Source organism: Methylobacterium sp. C33D, assembly GCF_053345825.1.
The window spans coordinates 1-16,812 of the sequence record NZ_JBKFAV010000014.1; the positions used below are offsets into that span (position 1 = coordinate 1).

The 16,812-nt window shown below is 72.1% G+C and carries 16 protein-coding genes; 8 read left to right on the forward strand and 8 right to left on the reverse strand.

All coding sequences use genetic code 11. The features are described 5' to 3' along the window. The 5 genes from ACLBXO_RS12860 to ACLBXO_RS12880 form a co-directional block, all read right to left on the reverse strand. A partial coding sequence (locus ACLBXO_RS12860) for a KUP/HAK/KT family potassium transporter (protein ID WP_447685604.1) occupies positions 1 to 256 on the reverse strand: 256 nt, incomplete at its 3' end. 174 nt (positions 257 to 430) lie between these two features. Then, on the reverse strand, positions 431 to 1,303 hold the full coding sequence (nadC, locus tag ACLBXO_RS12865; RefSeq protein WP_447685605.1) for a carboxylating nicotinate-nucleotide diphosphorylase: 873 nt from the start codon (positions 1,301 to 1,303) through the stop codon (positions 431 to 433). Further along, positions 1,300 to 2,823 (reverse strand): L-aspartate oxidase, encoded by a 1,524-nt coding sequence (locus tag ACLBXO_RS12870; protein ID WP_447685606.1) that lies wholly within the window; start codon positions 2,821 to 2,823, stop codon positions 1,300 to 1,302. Before ACLBXO_RS12870 ends, nadC begins: the two co-directional genes overlap by 4 nt. Continuing rightward, the gene (gene nadA / locus ACLBXO_RS12875; RefSeq protein ID WP_447685607.1) at positions 2,820 to 3,836 is read right to left on the reverse strand and encodes a quinolinate synthase NadA; all 1,017 of its coding nucleotides are present in this window, start codon (positions 3,834 to 3,836) and stop codon (positions 2,820 to 2,822) included. Before nadA ends, ACLBXO_RS12870 begins: the two co-directional genes overlap by 4 nt. A gap of 138 nt (positions 3,837 to 3,974) precedes the next feature. Beyond that, positions 3,975 to 4,799 carry an aldo/keto reductase gene (locus ACLBXO_RS12880; RefSeq protein WP_447685608.1) on the reverse strand — a complete coding sequence of 275 codons (825 nt, stop codon included), beginning with the start codon at positions 4,797 to 4,799 and terminating at the stop codon, positions 3,975 to 3,977. 318 nt (positions 4,800 to 5,117) lie between these two features. On the opposite strand from ACLBXO_RS12880, the gene paoA reads away from it, so the two are divergent. The 4 genes from paoA to ACLBXO_RS12900 all read left to right on the forward strand — a co-directional run bounded on the left by paoA (position 5,118) and on the right by ACLBXO_RS12900 (position 10,653). After that, complete coding sequence (gene paoA / locus ACLBXO_RS12885; RefSeq protein WP_447685609.1) at positions 5,118 to 5,774, forward strand: aldehyde dehydrogenase iron-sulfur subunit PaoA; 657 nt, start codon at positions 5,118 to 5,120, stop codon at positions 5,772 to 5,774. 10 nt (positions 5,775 to 5,784) lie between these two features. Then, entirely contained in the window at positions 5,785 to 6,759 is a 975-nt protein-coding gene (locus ACLBXO_RS12890) for an FAD binding domain-containing protein (RefSeq protein WP_331312804.1), read from the forward strand. 21 nt (positions 6,760 to 6,780) lie between these two features. Next, positions 6,781 to 9,003, forward strand: coding sequence for a molybdopterin cofactor-binding domain-containing protein (locus tag ACLBXO_RS12895; RefSeq protein ID WP_447685610.1), 2,223 nt, complete (start codon positions 6,781 to 6,783; stop codon positions 9,001 to 9,003). A gap of 108 nt (positions 9,004 to 9,111) precedes the next feature. Continuing rightward, positions 9,112 to 10,653, forward strand: coding sequence for an acyl-CoA synthetase (locus ACLBXO_RS12900; RefSeq protein WP_447685611.1), 1,542 nt, complete (start codon positions 9,112 to 9,114; stop codon positions 10,651 to 10,653). 16 nt (positions 10,654 to 10,669) lie between these two features. Here ACLBXO_RS12900 and mgtE read toward each other — a convergent pair whose 3' ends face one another. Then, the gene (gene mgtE / locus ACLBXO_RS12905) at positions 10,670 to 12,040 is read right to left on the reverse strand and encodes a magnesium transporter (protein WP_447685612.1); all 1,371 of its coding nucleotides are present in this window, start codon (positions 12,038 to 12,040) and stop codon (positions 10,670 to 10,672) included. 457 nt (positions 12,041 to 12,497) lie between these two features. On the opposite strand from mgtE, the gene pqqA (ACLBXO_RS12910) reads away from it, so the two are divergent. The 3 genes from pqqA (ACLBXO_RS12910) to ACLBXO_RS12920 all read left to right on the forward strand — a co-directional run bounded on the left by pqqA (ACLBXO_RS12910) (position 12,498) and on the right by ACLBXO_RS12920 (position 13,868). Then, complete coding sequence (gene pqqA / locus ACLBXO_RS12910; RefSeq protein WP_041372433.1) at positions 12,498 to 12,587, forward strand: pyrroloquinoline quinone precursor peptide PqqA; 90 nt, start codon at positions 12,498 to 12,500, stop codon at positions 12,585 to 12,587. Positions 12,588 to 12,665: 78 nt separating this feature from the next. Next, the gene (gene pqqA, locus ACLBXO_RS12915; protein ID WP_020090597.1) at positions 12,666 to 12,755 is read left to right on the forward strand and encodes a pyrroloquinoline quinone precursor peptide PqqA; all 90 of its coding nucleotides are present in this window, start codon (positions 12,666 to 12,668) and stop codon (positions 12,753 to 12,755) included. Between the two features lie 159 nt (positions 12,756 to 12,914). Further along, a complete protein-coding gene (locus ACLBXO_RS12920) occupies positions 12,915 to 13,868 on the forward strand; it encodes a class I SAM-dependent methyltransferase (RefSeq protein ID WP_447685613.1) in 954 nt (317 codons plus the stop codon). Between the two features lie 4 nt (positions 13,869 to 13,872). On the opposite strand, the gene ACLBXO_RS12925 is transcribed toward ACLBXO_RS12920, so the two are convergent. Further along, entirely contained in the window at positions 13,873 to 15,120 is a 1,248-nt protein-coding gene (locus tag ACLBXO_RS12925) for a NupC/NupG family nucleoside CNT transporter (protein WP_447685614.1), read from the reverse strand. Between the two features lie 57 nt (positions 15,121 to 15,177). After that, positions 15,178 to 15,891: a TetR/AcrR family transcriptional regulator gene (locus ACLBXO_RS12930; protein WP_447685615.1), complete on the reverse strand. Its 714-nt coding sequence runs from the start codon at positions 15,889 to 15,891 to the stop codon at positions 15,178 to 15,180. Between the two features lie 75 nt (positions 15,892 to 15,966). Between ACLBXO_RS12930 and ACLBXO_RS12935 the strand changes: the two genes are divergently transcribed. After that, positions 15,967 to 16,812, forward strand: coding sequence for an SDR family NAD(P)-dependent oxidoreductase (locus ACLBXO_RS12935; protein ID WP_331312811.1), 846 nt, complete (start codon positions 15,967 to 15,969; stop codon positions 16,810 to 16,812).

Genomic DNA, 16,812 nt, shown 5'->3' on the forward strand with positions numbered 1-16,812 from the left:
GGATCAGCGACCACAGGATCAGCGACACCGCGCCGGTGGCGGCGGCCGGCACCGAGGCGCCGCCGCTGGTCGCGGCCTTCACGGCCTCCTTGAACGCGTAGAGCGGGCTCGTGCCGATGTCGCCGTACACGACGCCCAGCGCGCCCAGCAGGAGCGCGGTGCCAGGTCCGTGCCGGGTCGCGCCGGGTTTGCGCGCGACGGGCGCCGCCGGGAGATCGACCGCCGAGGCAGCCGCGGGAGGCAGGGCGTGGCTCACGGTCGGGTCCGGTCGATGGCGTCGCGGTTGGGCGAAACCTTAGCGCGTCGGCCGCGCGGCGATAGACTCGGCAGATCTCCCGAGCGACCCCGACGAAGACTTGTCACCCGAACGTGATGACAGTCGAACGACCGCGATGGCCCCGCCGCGCCGGTGGCGAGCGGGGCCCGCCGGTCAGGCGGCGTCGAGGCCCAGGTCGATGATCGCCGCCGAGTGGGTGATCCAGCCGCAGGAGATCAGGTCGACCCCCGAGGCCGCGACCGCCCCCACCGTCTCGCGGGTGATCCGGCCCGACGCCTCGGACAGCGCCCGGCCGTCGATCATCGCCACCGCACGGGCCAGCTGAGCGGGGCTCATGTTGTCGAGGAGCACGGCGTCGACCCCGACAGAGAGCGCCTCCTCCAGCTGCTCCAAGCGGTCGACCTCGCACTCGATCTTCACGAGGTGGCCGGCCCGCGACCGGGCGCGCTCGATCGCCGGCACGATGCCGCCGGCCACCGCCACGTGGTTGTCCTTGATCAGCACCGCATCGTCGAGGCCGAAGCGGTGGTTCGAGCCGCCGCCGGCCCGGACCGCGTGCTTCTCCAGGGCGCGCAGGCCCGGCGTAGTCTTGCGGGTGCAGACGATCGACGCCTTGCCGTGCGGACGCGCCGCCTCGACGAGGCCATGGGTGGCGGTGGCCACGCCCGACATCCGGCACAGCAGGTTCAGTGCGACCCGCTCGGCGGTGAGGATCGCCCGGGCCGGACCCTCGAGGCGAAGCACCACGTCGCCCGGCGTCACGCGGGCACCGTCGCCCCGCTCGACCGTGACGGTCACGGCGGGGTCCACAAGCGCGAACGCGATGGCGGCGGCGTCGGTGCCGGAGATGACCCCGTCCTGCCGGGAGGCGATCACGCCGCGCATCCGCTCGCCCGGGGGCACGATGGCGTCGGTGGTGATGTCGCCCGCCCGGCCGAGATCCTCCAGCAGGGCGGCGCGGACCACCGGCTCCACGAGGAGCCGCGGCAGGGGCAGGATCTCGTCCGAAAGAACCGACTGGGTCATGGCGTCAGCGCCTCCTCGGCGGACGGGATCGCTTGGGGTGAGCCGGTCAGCTCGGCCAGCGTGGTCTCGGTGTGGGCCGCCGGGGCAAGGTGGGGGAAGTCGCTGCGCCAGTGAGCGCCGCGGCTCTCCTGGCGGGCGAGCGCGCCGCGGGCGATGAGCAGCGCCACGAGGGCAGCGTCGCAGGACTGCGCCTCGGGCTCCAGGGTGGCGACGGCCCCGGCGAGGCCTGCGGCGTCGCGCACGACGCCGACCCTGCACTCCATCAGCGCCCGGATCGCCGGCAGATCGCCGGCGGCGCGCGCCGACACGGCCTCGGGCACGATGGCGGCGGGCGGCGGCGCGTCGAGCCCGTCGGCGATGAACCGCGCGTAGGCGAGGCCTTCGAGCAGGGAATTGCTGGCGAGCCGGTTTGCGCCGTGCAGCCCCGTCGAGGCGACCTCGCCGCAGGCGTAGAGGCCCGGGACCGAGGTGGCGCCGTGCGCGTCCACCTTCACCCCGCCCATGTGGTAGTGCGCCGCCGGGCGCACCGGGATCGGCTGCGCGGCCGGATCGATGCCGGCGGCGGCGCAGAGCCCCGCCACGGTCGGGAAGCGCGTCGGCATCGCGGCGCCGAGCGCGCCCCGGGCGTCGAGAAAGACCGTGCGGCCCCGCTGCAGCGCCTGGAAGATGCCGCGGGCGACTACGTCGCGCGGCGCGAGATCGCCCCCCGCGATGCCGGCCATCACGGCCGCGCCGGTCTCGTCGATCAGCCGGGCGCCCTCCCCGCGAAGGGCCTCGGTCGCGAGCGGCATCGGGTCGGCGCCGGCCGCGATGGCGGTCGGGTGGAACTGCACGAACTCCATGTCGCGCATCACCGCGCCGGCCCGGGCGGCGAGCGCCAGGCCGCGGCCGACGGCGCCCGGCGGGTTCGTCGTCGCCGCGTACAGAGCGCCGACTCCGCCGGTCGCGAGCACCACCGCGCGGGCCGGAATCCGGAACAAGGCGCCGTCGCGCTCGGCCACGATGCCGGCCACGGCCCCGTTTGTGTCCCGCAGGAGGTCACAGGCGCGCGCAGTGACGATTTCGACGGAGGGCGCCTCCAGCAAGGCGCGCACCAGCCCTTCGAGGACGCGGGCCCCCGTGGCATCGCCACCCGAGCGGACGATCCGCCGGCGGCCATGCGCGGCCTCAAGCCCAAGGGCCAGCGCGCCATCGTCGGCCCGGTCGAACGGGACGCCGATCCGCACCAGCCAGTCGATCAAGGCCGGCCCTTCCTGGGCGACGCGGAGCGCTACGTCGGGCTCGGTCAGCCCGGCGCCTGCCGCCTCCGTATCGGCGGCGTGGAGTTCAGCCGCGTCGTCGGCGCCCACCGCGGCGGCGATGCCGCCCTGGGCCCAGCCGGTGGCGGTGCCGAAGCCGAGGGCCGAGGCCGTGACCAGCGTCACCGGGCGGGGGGCGAGGCGCAGCGCGACGCTGAGGCCCGCGACGCCGCCGCCGACCACGACGACGCGGTCGGCATTGACGGGTGAGATCGCGTTCATCGCGTGCGCACCTCAAGCATGCGTTCCACCGCCGCCCGGGCGCGGTCGGCGAGCGCCGGATCGACCGTGACCTCGTGGGTCATCGTCTCGAGCGAGCGACGGATGTTCTTCAGGCTCATCCGCTTCATGTGCGGGCACATGTTGCAGGGCTTGATGAACTCGATGTCGGGGTTCTGCGCCGCGATGTTGTCGGCCATCGAGCACTCGGTGACGAGCACCACCTGCTTCGGCCGCTTCTCGACGACGAAGTCCATCATCATCGCGGTGGAGCCGGAGAAGTCCGACTCGGCCACCACGTCGGGCGGGCATTCCGGATGCGCGATCACCGTCACGCCGGGATAGCTGTCGCGGACGTCGCGGATGTCGGCCGGGGTGAAGCGCTCGTGCACCTCGCAGTGGCCGGCCCAGGTCAGGATCTCGACCTCCGGGATCTCGGCCTGGACGTTCTGCGCGAGGAACTCGTCGGGGATCATCAAAACGCGGGGGGCGTTCAGCGACTTCACCACCGCGACGGCATTGCCGGAAGTGCAGCATAGGTCGGACTCGGCCTTCACGGCCGCCGAGGTGTTCACGTAAGTCACGATCGGCACGCCCGGGTACTTCGCCCGCAGGCCGCGCACGTCGGCGGCGGTGATCGAATCGGCCAGCGAGCAGCCGGCGCCCATATCGGGGATGAGCACGGTCTTGCTCGGGTTCAGGAGCTTGGCGGTCTCGGCCATGAAGTGGACGCCCGCCAGCACGATCAGGTCGGCATCGACGGTCACCGCCTCGCGGGCCAGCGCGAGGCTGTCGCCGACGATGTCCGCCACCGTGTGGAAGATCTCCGGTGCCTGGTAGTTGTGCGCCAGGATCACGGCGTTGCGCTCCCGCTTCAGGCGCAGGATCGCCTCGATGTCCGGCGCGAGCGCCGGCCACTCGATCGCGGGGACGTGCCGGCTGACACGGGCGTAGAGATCCGGAAGGGGCAGGCCCGGAATCGTCGTGCGGGAGACGGGTGCAACGGTCGCCGCCATGGCGTCCTCCATTATGCTCAGTTTGAGCATTGTGCCGTCTAACTTATGGGGGCCGCGCGTCCCTGTCCAGATATGCTAGCTGTGAGCATAAATCTTTTGCGCTGCGATGTTACGCTGCGCCGCCGAAGGCTGGTGCGCTTAGCAGAAGGTCGCCGGGTCGGGCCCGATGCGGCCGTCGGGCCGGTCGAGGCCGGCGATCCGGGCCATCTCGTCGGCGCCGAGCTCGAAGTCGAACAGCGCGATGTTCTCGGCGATGCGCCGCGGTGTGGCGGTCTTGGGGATCGCCACGCAGCCGGCCTGGATCTGCCAGCGCAGCACCACCTGTGCCGGCGTCTTCCCGCGGGCCTTCGCGATCGCGAGAATGACCGGATCGTTCAGCTCCTTGCCGCGGCCCAGCGGGCTCCACGACTCGGTCACGATTCCGTGACGAGCGTCCTCCGCGCGCGGCTCCGCGCGCTGGAAATAGGGGTGCAGCTCGATCTGATTGACGGCCGGGGCCACGCCGGTCTCGCCGATCAGCGTGGCGAGGTGCTCGGGCGCGAAGTTCGACACGCCGATGGATCTGGCGCGGCCCTCCTGTCGGAGCTCGATCAGCGTCTTCCAGGTCTCGACGAACAGGCGCCGCTGCGGGCACGGCCAGTGGATCAGGTACAGGTCGACATACGGCAGACCGAGTTGCCGCAGGCTCTCGTCGAAGGCGCGCCGGGCCTCGTCGCGGCCCTGGCGGTCGTTCCAGAGCTTCGTGGTGAGGAAGATCTCCTCGCGGGGGATCTCGGCGTCCCGGATGCCGCGCCCGACGCCCGCCTCGTTGCCGTAGGCGGCGGCCGTGTCGATCAGCCGATAGCCGGCGCGGAGGGCCTGTCCGACGAGATCCGGCGCCTGCGCGTCCGAGAGCTGCCAGCAGCCGTAGCCGATCTGCGGGATGCGGCGCCCGTCGTTAAGCGGCAAGGTCGGGATAGGCATGAGACGAGACTCCGGTGTCGTTGTCGATCAACCCAAACGCTCGCAGCGGGACGCGTTCCGCGGCGCCCCCGTCCTCACGGGCGCGGCAAGGCAACTCAGCGGGCGCTACGGTCGCCGCTGTCGCGGTGCCCCGGATCGTTTCCCCGCGGTCGGAAAGACGGACCGATCGGGTCGCGACCAGAGGCCAGCGCTCGGAGCCGCTGAGCCGCGCTGAACGGGCGCAGTCTGGACCGGATCTAATCCGGCAGGCCGCACGTTGGCGGACCAGATTCCAAGCTGCGCGGCGTTCGACGCGCGGTGAGCGGGCGGGATGGCAGCATGACAGACGCGACTCCGACGAAGCCGTTCGCTCTGACGCGGCGGGCCATCGTGGAGGGCTGCGCGGTAGCCGGCGCCCTGGGCGCATTCGGGTTCCGGCCAGCCCCCGCGGTCGCCGCGGCGGCCCCCGGCGACCCGGCTCCCCAGACCCTGCCGGTGCGGCTCACCATCAACGGGCAGGCGCACGACCTCGTCCTCGACACCCGCACGACGCTCCTCGACGCCCTGCGCGAGCACCTGGCGCTCACCGGCACCAAGAAGGGCTGCGACCACGGCCAGTGCGGCGCCTGCACGGTGCTGGTCGACGGCCGGCGCATCAATTCCTGCCTGACGCTCGCGGCGATGCACGACGGCGACCCGATCACCACGATCGAGGGCTTGGCGGACGGGGACAAGCTCCACCCGATGCAGGCGGCGTTCCTGGCGCATGACGGCTTCCAGTGCGGCTACTGCACGCCGGGCCAGATCTGCTCGTCGGTCGGCATGCTGAGCGAGGCCAAGGCCGGGTGGCCGAGCCACGTCACCGAGGACGTTGCCGCCACGCCGACCCTCTCCGACGCCGAGATCCGCGAGCGGATGAGCGGCAACATCTGTCGCTGCAGCGCCTATCCGAACATCGTCGCGGCGATCCGCGACACCGCCGCCAGCAACCTCTGAGGAGGCGGAGATGAAGGCCTTTGCCTACGAGCGCCCCGCCACCGTGCAGGACGCCGCCAAGCTCGCGGCCGAGCGGCCGAACGCCAAGTTCATCGCCGGCGGCACCAACCTGCTCGACCTGATGAAGCTCCAGATCGAGACCCCGGCCACGCTGATCGACGTCAACCGGCTGCCGCTCGACAAGGTCGAGGCCACGCAGGATGGCGGCCTGCGCATCGGCGCGCTCGTGCGCAACGCCGACCTCGCCGCCGACCCGCGGGTCCGGAAGGACTACGCCGTGCTGGCGAAGGCGCTTCTGGCCGGCGCCTCGGGGCAGCTGCGCAACAAGGCGACCACCGCCGGCAACCTGCTCCAGCGGACCCGCTGCTACTACTTCTACGACACGGCCATGCCCTGCAATAAGCGCGAGCCCGGCTCGGGCTGCTCGGCGATCGGCGGGTTCAACCGCATCATGGCTGTGGTCGGCGCGAGCGAGGCCTGCATCGCCACCAACCCGTCCGACATGAACGTCGCCATGCGGGCCCTCGACGCGACGGTGGAGACCGTCAACCCGGACGGGCAGACGCGCCGCATCCCGATCGCCGACTTCCACCGGCTGCCCGGCGACACGCCGCACATCGAGACCGAGCTGCGCAAGGGCGAGATCATCACGGCCGTGACGCTGCCGAAGCCGGTGTCCGGCACGCACATCTACAGGAAGGTCCGCGACCGGGCGTCCTACGCGTTCGCGACCGTGTCGGTGGCCGCCGTGATCGCGGGCGCCGAGGGCGGCAAGCCTCAGGCGGCGCGACTCGCCTTCGGCGGCCTCGCGCACAAGCCCTGGCGCGTGGCCGAGGCCGAGGCGGCGCTGGTCCAGACCGGCTCCGCCGACGCCGCCGCCGACGCAGTGCTCAAGGGCGCCCGCGGCTACGGCAGCAATGACTTCAAGATCCCGCTGACGCGCCGGACCCTCCGGGCCGTCGTGGCGCAGGCGACCCGCGCGTAGATCCCGGCAAGGACCGTTCCCATGGAGATGAACCAGCCGATCGGCCGGACGCCCCTCGACGACCGGCCCGACGGCCTCGTCGGCAAGCCCCTCGACCGGGTCGAGGGCAAGCTCAAGGTCACGGGCCACGCGCCCTACGCGTACGAGACCCGGGCGCTGCAGAACCCCGCCTACGGCTTCATCGTGCCGGCTACGATCGCGGCCGGCACGATCCGGTCGATCGACGCTGAGGCCGCCCGCAAGGCGCCGGGCGCGATCCTGGTGCTGACCCACGAGAACGTTCCGGAGCAGGGCGAGAAGAAGGAGCAGGTCTGGCCGCAGCTCCAGGGGACGGAGGTCCGGTTCTACGGGCAGCCGGTTGCCTTCGTGGTCGCCGAGACCTTCGAGCAGGCCCGCGCCGCCGCGATGCTGGTCGAGGTCCGGTACGACGCGGCCAAGCCCAAGGGGCTGCTCAGGGACAGCCTGGCGGCGGCCTACGAGCCGAAGCCGGTCAACTCGCCGCCGGATTCGAAGCTCGGCGACTTCGACGCTGCCTTCGCGGCCGCGCCGGTGAAGCTCGACGTGGAGTACGTCACCCCGAACCAGATCCACGCGCAGATGGAGCCGCACGCGACCATCGCGTCCTGGGAAGGCGACGGCGTCGTGCTTCACACGGCCAACCAGATGCCGAATCGCGGCCAGAAATCCCTCGGCTCGGTGCTCAAGCTGCCCCCCGAGAAGGTGCGGATCGTCAGCCCGTATATCGGCGGCGGCTTCGGCTCGAAGCTGCAGGCCCAGCCGGAGGCGACGCTCGCGATCCTGGCCTCGAAGGTGATCCAGCGCCCCGTGAAGGTGGCGCTCACCCGGCAGCAGGAGTTCCACGTCGCGACCCACCGGACCGACACGATCCAGCGGATCCGCCTCGGCGCCGACCAGGACGGCCGGCTCTCGGCCATCAGCCACGAATCGTGGTCCGACACCGCGGAGGGCGACGGGTTCTTCGAGACCTCGGCCAACGTCACCCGCTCCCTGTACGCCGCGCAGAACCGCGTGACGCGCCACAGGCTGGTGAACCTCAACATGCCGATCGCCTCGGCGATGCGCGCGCCCGGCGAGGCCGTGGGCCAGCTCGCCTTCGAGTGCGCCATGGACGAGCTCGCCGAGCAGTTGAAGATCGACCCGATCGAGCTCCGGGTGCGCAACGAGCCGGCCGAGGATCCCGAGAAGAAGGTCCCGTTCTCGACCCGCAAGCTGGTTCCGTGCATGCGCGAGGGCGCGCGCCTGTTCGGCTGGGACAAGCGGCAGGCCGCGGGCTCCCGGCGCGAGGGCAGCTGGCTCGTCGGCATGGGCATGTCGGCCGCCGCGCGCCTCAACCCGCTGATGCCGTCCGCCGCGAAGGTCAGGCTCGGGCCGGACGGCGTGCTGGTGGTGCGGATGGCGATGACGGATCCCGGCACCGGCACCTACACGATCCTGACCCAGATCGCCGGCGAGATGCTGGGGCTCCCGCCCGAGCGCGTGCGGGTCGAGATGGGCGACACCGACTTCCCGTTCGCGGCCGGCTCCGGGGGATCCTTCGGCGCCGGCTCGGCGGGCTCGGCGCTCTACGTCGCCTGCGACAACCTCCGACAGGCCCTGCTCAAGGCCGGCGACCTGAACCCGGACGGCGCCGTCTTCCGCGACGGCGCGGTCACGTCCGGCAACCGCACGGAGTCGCTCACCGACCTCGCCAAGTCCGGGCTGGAGGCCTCCGGCGAGATCAAGCCCGGCGAGATGAAGCAGAAATTCTCGCAGTACTCCTACGGCGCCCACTTCGCCGAGGTCGGGGTCGACGTCGATACCGGCGAGATCCGGCTGCGGCGGATGCTCGGGGTGTTCACCGGCGGGCGCATCCTGAACGCTAAGACCGCGCGCAGCCAGGCGATCGGCGGCATGACCTTCGGCGTCGGCGCCGCTCTGATGGAGGATGCCGTGGTCGACCCGCGCTACAGCTACTTCGTCAACCACGACATGGCCGAGTACCACGTCCCGGTCCACGCCGACCTCCCGGAGATCGACGCGGTGTTCCTCCCGGAACTCGACGACAAGGCGAACCCGTTGAAGAGCAAGGGGCTCGGCGAGCTCGGCATCTGCGGCGCCGGCGCCTCGCTCGCCAACGCCATCTACAACGCCACCGGGATCCGGGTCCGCGACTACCCGATGACCCTCGACAAGATGCTCAAGGGCTTCGAGGAGCAGGAGGGCCAAGCGCAGCGGCGGACGTGAGCGACGGCCTCCCCGGAGGCCGCGCGCGCTCGCGGGGCGTCCGCCCCAGTTGACGCAGGCGCGCCCAGGCGGGACACGCGGCGATAAGCCCGCGGGGGGGAGCGTCCGGTGTCCGACAGCCAGCACGATGATCGCCGTCCGCCGGCCCGCTTCAACGCGGCGCGGTACTGCCTGGCCGAGAACGCGCGCCTGCGACCGGACAAGACCGCCCTGATCATGGTCGGCGACGGCACCGCCGAGCGCCTCAGTTTCGGCGCGGTCGAGCGGGCGGTGCGCGGCATCGCGGCGGGTCTCCTCGGCCTCGGCCTGAGGCCCGGCGACCGGGTGATGATCCGCATGGGCAACGAGGCCGATTACGTCCTCGTCTATTTCGGCGCCCTGGCGGCGGGCCTCGTGGCGCTGCCGTCCTCGCCGCAGCTGACCGAGGCCGAGGCGGCGTTCCTGATGGAGAATTCCGGCGCCGCCGCCGTGGTGATCGGCAGCGGCTGCACCGTCGCGCCCGAGGCTTTGGGCGGCCGCCTGCTCCTCGACGCCGCCGCGGTCGCGCGGATGAAGGCCGGCCCGCCCCTGCCCGACTACGCCGACACCGCCGCCGACGACCCGGCGATGCTGATCTACACCTCCGGCACGACGAGCCGACCCAAGGGCGTGCTGCACGCCCACCGCGCCGCCTACGGACGCCGCCCGATGCTCGACCACTGGCTCGGGCTCACCGAGACCGACGTGATGCTCCACGCCGGCACCATGAACTGGACCTACACGCTCGGCGTCGGGCTGAGCGATCCTTGGTCGGTGGGCGCGACCGCGGTGCTCTACAACGGCCCGCGCGATCCCGGGGTCTGGCCGCGCCTGATCGCCGCCTACGGCGCGACCCTGTTCGCCGCCGTCCCGACGCTCTACCGCCAGATCCTGAAGTACGGCGACCTCGGCGCCCACGACCTGTCGAGCCTGCGCCACGGCTGCACGGCCGGAGAGCCCCTGGCGGTAGAGCTGCTGGAGGCCTGGGGTCAGGCCACCGGGAAGCCCCTCTACGAGGCGCTCGGGATGAGCGAGATCTCGACCTACATCTCCAGCGGGCCGACCGTCCCGGTGCGCCCCGGCTCGCCCGGCAAGCCGCAGCCCGGCCGGCTTGTGGCGATCCTGCCCGTGGCGGGCGAGCCGGCGCCGCTCCCGGCCGGCGAGAGCGGTCTCCTCGCCGTCCACCGCACCGAGCCTGCGCTGATGCTCGGCTACTGGAACCGCCCCGAGGAGGAGGCTGAGGTGATGCGCGGCGACTGGTTCGTCGGCGGCGACCTCGCCCACCTCGACGCCGACGGCTACCTCTGGTTCGAGGGCCGCAACAACGACCTGATGAAGGCGATGGGCTACCGGGTCTCGCCCAATGAAGTGGAGGCAGTGCTCTCGACCCACCCGTCCGTGGCGGAGGTGGGCGTCGCCGAGCTGCCGGTCCGGGCGGACGTCTCGGTCATCTGCGGCTTCGTGGTGCTCCAGCCGGACGCCGAGCCCGACGCGGAGGGTCTTCTGGCGTGGTGCGCCGAGCGGCTCGCCGCCTACAAGCGCCCGCGGGAGATCCGCTTCCTCGACGCCCTGCCGCGCACCGCGAACGGCAAGGTGCAGCGCAAGCGCCTGGCCGAGGCGGTGGCGCGCTGAGGCGCGGCCCCCTCCCCTACAGCAGAGTCCCGCGCAGGATCAGCAGCGCCACCGAGAAGTAGATGACGAGGCCGGTGACATCGACCAGCGTCGCCACGAAGGGCGCCGAGGCGGTGGCCGGATCGAAGCCGATCCGCTGGAGCAGGAACGGCAGCATCGAGCCCGCGAGGGAGCCGAAGGTCACGATCCCGACGAGGGCCGCACCGACCGTGGCGGCGACCAGCGGCCAGTGCGTGCCGTAATCGTAGAGGCCGAGCTTCTGCCACGCCACGATCCGGACCACCGCGATCACGCCGAGGATCGCGCCGAGGACGATGCCGGTGGGCAACTCGCGCAGCGCCACCCGCCACCAGTCGCGCAGGCGGATCTGGTGCAGCGCCAGCGCCCGGATCAGCAGCGAGGTCGCCTGCGAGCCGGAATTGCCGCCGGAGCTCATGATCAGCGGGATGAACAGGGTCAGGACGATCGCCTTCTCCAGCTCGCCCTCGAAGCCCTGCATGGCCGAGGCCGTGAGCATCTCCGACAGGAACAGCGCGCACAGCCAGCCGGCGCGCTTCCGGATCATCGTGAAGAAGCCGATATCCATGTAGGGCTCGGGCAGCGCCTCCATGCCGCCGAAGCGCTGCACGTCCTGCGTCTGCTTCTCGATCATCGCGTCGATCATGTCGTCGACGGTGACGATGCCGATCACGTGGCCGACCGCGTCGACCACCGGCAGCGCCAGGAGGTCGTACTTGGAGATCAGCCGGGCCGCCTCCTCGCGGCTGGCCGTCGGTGAGACCGCGAGCGGCCGGCGCCCCGGCGCGACGCTGAGCACGTTGTCGCTCGGGTCCCCCGAGATCAGGCGCCGCAGGGGCACCGCCTTGGTGAGCGCGCGGGTGCGCGGGTCGAGCACGAAGATCGCGTAGATCGTCTCGCGGGTCTTCTCGACGTGGCGGATGTGCTCCAGCGTCTGGCCCACCGTCCAGGTGCCCGGCACGGTGACGAACTCGGTGGTCATCAGCGAGCCCACGGTCTCCTCGCCGTACGCCGAGAGCCGGTCGACGGCACCGCGGGTCTCGGCGTCGAGGCGGGCGCGCAGGTCGGAGCGGCCCGGCTCCTCGATCTCGCGGAACACGTCCGTGACCCGGTCGGCCGACATGCCCGACAGGTAGCCGGCGACCCGGTCCCGCGGCAGCATCTCGATGATGTCGGCGGCGCAGTCGAGTTCAGGCTGGTCCAGCACCTCGATCGCCCGCTCCGTCGGCAGGCCGAGCAGGATGGCGGCGGCGACCTCGGGAGCCTCGTCGTTCAGGGCCTCGACGATGTCGGGCGCCCGTTCGTCCGACAGGCGTGCGGCCAACACGGAGGGATCGACGCGCGTGTCGAAGGGGGCGATCTCGTTCATGGCCTCGCCTCGTGGTTACGAGGCGACGCGGCGCCGGTCATCCTGGGTTCAGGGCCGTGACCGGCCGCCGCGTCGGTCGCCCCGCGGCCAGGCCTCTCAGCGGCTCAGGCGGGACGACGGCATGGGGCCGGGCACGGCAGGCACGATCGGTCGGGCACGTCGCTTCGCGGGTCGCTGCTGGAATGGGAGCGCGACACCGTCGGGGACACCGTCGCGCGGGTGCGTCGTGCGCCCGCGCGCAGGGCCCGTCAAGCCGAAACCGCGCCCATCCGCAGCCGATGCCGAACAGGGCTCGGGCGGGTGGCCGCGCGGCCACGGGGCGCCGATGCGCAGTCACGGGGCGGCCGCGGGGCGGCACACGGCCGGGCTCCCTATGAGAAATATAAGTGTTGTGCTCGCTTGTATTGCGTCCAAGATATTGCCTATATGGGTCTCACCAACAGCGAGGAGAAACGCCATGGCCTGGTCCGCCCCGATCGTGTCCGAGATCTGCGTCGGCATGGAAGTCACCAGCTACGAGTCGGCCGAGATCGACACGTTCCACTAAGTCGCGCGGCCTGGAGCGCGCGTCGCTCCGGCCTCCGTTGACCCTCTATCCATCGCTTCAATTTACCTGGAGGAAATCATGGCTTGGTCCGCCCCCGTCGTCTCCGAGATCTGCGTCGGCATGGAAGTCACCAGCTACGAGTCGGCTGAGATCGACACCTTCCACTAAGACGTCGCTCCGACGTTCGCGGGCGCCGCTTCATCCGGAGCGGCGCCTTTTCTGTGCGCGCTCGACAGCAGGCGCGCCTCGGCTTGACGGACCGCGCCGAACCTGTGCCGCTGCGGCGATCCCGGACCATCCGGGTCTGCGGAACGAGCGAGGACCGGTTTGGCGGAGAGCGCGCGCACGGCCGATCAGGCGATACCGCCCTGCCCGATCACCGGCGCTCCCGCCCTGCGCTGTGTGGAGCGCCTGGACGCCGCCTTCCTCACCCTCCTGTGGCACTATTCCGGCCGCGTCGATGTCAGGCCGCTGCTGCGCCCCGCCGGCACGTTCCGGCTCTGGGAATCCCCGACCGGGCTGCTCTTCTTCGACCCGCCGGTGGCCGGCGACGCGGCCTTCTACCGGGCGTTCTACGGCCGGATCGCGGCGCACGATAAGCTCGCCGGACCGGGGACGGAGCGCCTGGAGTTCCGGCAGGCCGCCGCGCACGTGCCGTTGGGCGCCCGGGTGCTCGATGTCGGCTGCGGCCACGGCGGGTTCCGCGCCTACGTGCCGGACGCCACCTATACCGGCCTCGACCCGAACTTCTCCGCCGAGGACCCGACCGGCGCGATCCTCGACGAGACCGTGGAGGCGCACGCGGCGCGCGTCGGCCCGGTCTACGACGTCGCCTGCGCGTTCCAGGTGATCGAGCACGTGGCGGACCCGCTGGGTTTCGCCAGGGCGCTCGCGGCCTGCGTCAAGCCGGGCGGCACGGTCCTGATCGGCACCCCGCTCTGGCCCTCGCCCAACACCACGATCCCGAACTTCGTCATCAACGCGCCGCCCCACCACCTGACATGGTGGACGCCCAACGCCCTGGAGGCGCTGGCCGGGACGCTCGGCTGCACGCCCGAGGCCGTCCACGCCATCGGCATGGACCGGCACGATTCGCTGATCCACTGGATGGCCAAGATCAGCCCCGTGCGCTGCCGCGACCGCTTCTTCCGGCGGACGTGGTCCTGGGCGGCGGCGCTCGCCTTCGCGTACGGGGTCGGCGCCGTCCTCGACCGCGTCCTGCCGGTGCCGAAGCGGACGCGCCCGAACGCGCTGCTGCTCGCGGCGCGCAAGGGCACCTGATCGGTCACGCCACGAACAGCCCGGCGATCGCCGCGCTCGTGAGGTTCGAGAGCGTCCCGGCGAGGATCGCCCGCAGGCCGTACCGGGCGACCTCGGAGCGCCGCTCCGGGACGAGGCTGGAGAAGCTCGCGAGCTGGATCGCGATCGACGCGAAATTCGCGAAGCCGCACAGGGCGAAGCAGGCGATCGCCTGCGCCCGCGGCTCCAGGGTGCCGGCCTTCAGCACCGGCGACAGGTTGGCGTAGGCCAGGAACTCGTTGAAGGCGAGCTTCTGGCCGATCGCGCCGCCGACGAGGGTCGCCTGGTCCCAGGGGACGCCCAGGAGCCAAGCCAGCGGGGCGAGCGCCCGACCGAGAACGCCCTCGAACGATGCGGAGGGGTAGCCCAGCCAGCTCCCGAGGAAGCCGAACAGGCCGTCCGCCAGGGCGATCAGCCCCACGAAGGCGATCAGCATGGCCCCCACCGACACGGCCACCGCGAGCCCCTTCTGGGTGCCGTCGGCCGCCGCCTCGATGATGTTGGCCGCCCGCGTCTCGCCGAACTCCACCCGGGTGGTGGCGATCCGGGTCGGTTCGGTGGAGGGCACGAGGATCTTGGCGTAGACGAGCCCCCCCGGAATCGCCATCACGGAGGCCGCGAGCAGGTAGGTCATCGGCACGCCGAGAGCCGCGTAACCGGCCAGGATCGAGCCCGCCGTCGACGCGGCGCCGCTCGACATGACGGCGAACAGTTCGGCACCGGTCAGCAGCGCGAGGAACGGGCGCAGGGCGACGGCGATCTCGCTCTGGCCGATGGCGATCGTGATCACCGCCGCGAACGACTCGATCGGCGACGTGCCGAGGATCCGCCGGAGCACCGCGCCGAGCCCGCGGGCGAGCGCCTGCATCACGCCGAGATGGTAGAGCACGCCGATCAGCGCGGAGACGTAGAGGATCTGTGGCAGGACCCGCAGGGCCAGGATGAAGCCCGAGCCGCCGAACAGCTCGAACATCTTGGGCTCGACGAGCCCGCCGAACAGGAAGGCCGTGCCGCGGTCACCGTAGGACAGCACGGTGACGACCCCGTCGGCGGCGGTCCGCAGCGCGGCCTGCCCGGCGGGCAGGAACAGGACCAGCGCGCCGAGGCCGACCTGCAAAGCCAGCCCCGTGAGGACCACGCGGGGACTGATCGCCCGCCGGTTCGTCGAGAACAGGAACGCGACCGCGAGCAGCACGAGCAGGCTGAGGCCGGCATGGGTCAGGCGGTCGAGCATCGCGTCCTTCGGGTCCGAGCTTGGCCGGAGCGCATGGAAGGATCGGGCCAGTGGCCGTCAAGTGGGGCTCTCGGGCGCGAGATAGGGCGCGAAGAGGTCGCGGACCTGCGCGAAGCCCCAGTCCCGGTCCGCCTCCGTCAGGGCGGTGCCGCCCTGGAGGCGGTGGCTCATCCAGTGGCTCGACACGATCCAGGCGTTGTCGATGAGCCGCCCGAGGGCGTCCGGGGCGACGCGCAGCCGACCCGCCCGCACGGCCGCCTCGAACACGCCGCGGGCCAGCGCCTGGGTCTCGGCCCGGAGCGTGTGGATCCGGGGGCGCAGGCCCGGCGCGATCTCCACCATGGCGATGCCGTCGCGATAGACGCAGCGGTAGCGCCACATCAGGTCGAACCAAGACCTCTGGTAGGCGAGCAGCGCCTCCGGCGCCGCGGGGTCGGCGGGCATGCGGCTCGCCACCGCCACGGCCTCGGTCTCGAAGGCGGCGAACAGAGCCTCGACGAGCCCGCGCTTGCGCGGGAAATGGTACTGCAGATTGCCCTCGCGGATCCCCGCCGCGGCCGCGATCTCCGCCGTCGTGACGTGGCCGAGGCCGCGGGCATTGAACAGCGCGAGGCTGACGGCGAGGATCCGGGTGCGCGTGTCGGCAGACGCGGCGGCGGGACCGGCCTCCGGGCCGACCTCCGGGCCGACCTCCGGGCCGACCTCCGCCTCGCACCCGCCCCTGCGACCCTCGCCCCGCGACATGTCCCCGTCCCCGTCTAGGGTGTTCACCCTAGACAATCCCGCCGGCCGGGCCTATCCCCCGAGAACCGCCCGATCCAGATCGGCGGCACGGGGAGGCGCGGTTTGGCACAGCGGTTCCAACTCGCGGGTGCGGTGGCCCTGATCACCGGCGCGGCGAGCGGCATCGGCGCGGCGCTGGCCGCGGGCCTCGCCGCGAAGGGCTGCAACCTCCTCCTCGTGGACCGGGACGTGACCGGCCTGGCGGCCGTCGCCGCCCAGATCCGCGGCGTCACGGTTGAGACGCGCGTCCTCGACCTCACGGATGCCGAGGGGATCCGCGCGCTGCCCGCCTGGGTCGCCGAGCGGTCCGGCCGCCTCGACCTGCTGATCAACAATGCCGGCGTCGCCCTCGGCGGCCGGTTCGACGAGACGCATCTCGACGATTTCGAGTGGCTGCTCGACATCAACCTGCGCGCCGTCGTGCGGATGTGCCACGCCTTCCTGCCGATGCTGCGCGCCCGGCCGGCGGCGCAGATCGTCAACCTGTCGAGCCTGTTCGGCCTGATCGCGCCGCCCGGGCAGGTCGCCTACTGCACCAGCAAGTTCGGGGTGCGCGGCTTCTCCGAGGCCCTGCGGCACGAGTACGCCGGCACCGGCCTCGGGGTGACGGTGGTCCATCCGGGCGGCGTCGCCACCGCCATCTCCCGCAACGCCCGCGGCCGGCGGCCGCCGACCGACCCGGAGGCGGCGAAGCGCGCGGCCGTGGAGGACGAGAAGGCGCGGGAGGCCTTCGGCAAGCTCCTGACCCTGGCGCCCGCCGACGCGGCCGCCGCCATCATCCGCGGCATCGAGGCCCGGGCGCCCCGGATCGTCGTCGGCAAGGACGCCAAGAACGCCGCGCTGATCCAGCGCCTGATGCCGGTGGGCTACTGGAAGACGATCGTGCGCCTGTCCGGCGGGACGCTCTGA